This window comes from Bacillus cereus group sp. BfR-BA-01379, assembly GCF_022663605.1.
Taxonomy (GTDB): Bacteria; Bacillota; Bacilli; order Bacillales; family Bacillaceae_G; genus Bacillus_A; species Bacillus_A mobilis.
Genome location: NZ_JAKUFT010000262.1, coordinates 1 through 269, shown reverse-complemented (window position 1 = coordinate 269; position 269 = coordinate 1). Strand labels below are relative to the sequence as shown.

The following is a 269-nucleotide window of genomic DNA, read 5'->3' as shown; positions in this document are numbered from 1 at the left end:
CGTCCTACTCTCACAGGGACAAGGTCCCAACTACCATCGGCGCTAGAGAGCTTAACTTCCGTGTTCGGTATGGGAACGGGTGTGACCTCTCTGCCATCATTACCAGACTTTTATCATTATACACATTCTTTTCAGAATGTCAAAAGGAATTTTAATATATATTCCTTCAAAACTAGATAACATTTGCTACATATTATATGGTTAAGTCCTCGATCTATTAGTATTCGTCAGCTCCACATGTCACCACGCTTCCACCTCGAACCTATCAA

1 rRNA gene is annotated in these 269 nt (G+C 41.3%); it reads right to left on the bottom strand.

Annotated elements, in window-relative coordinates:
- Positions 1-107 (bottom strand): 5S ribosomal RNA (rrf, locus tag MR113_RS27765); the annotation flags it as partial.
- Positions 108-269: the final 162 nt, after the last annotated feature.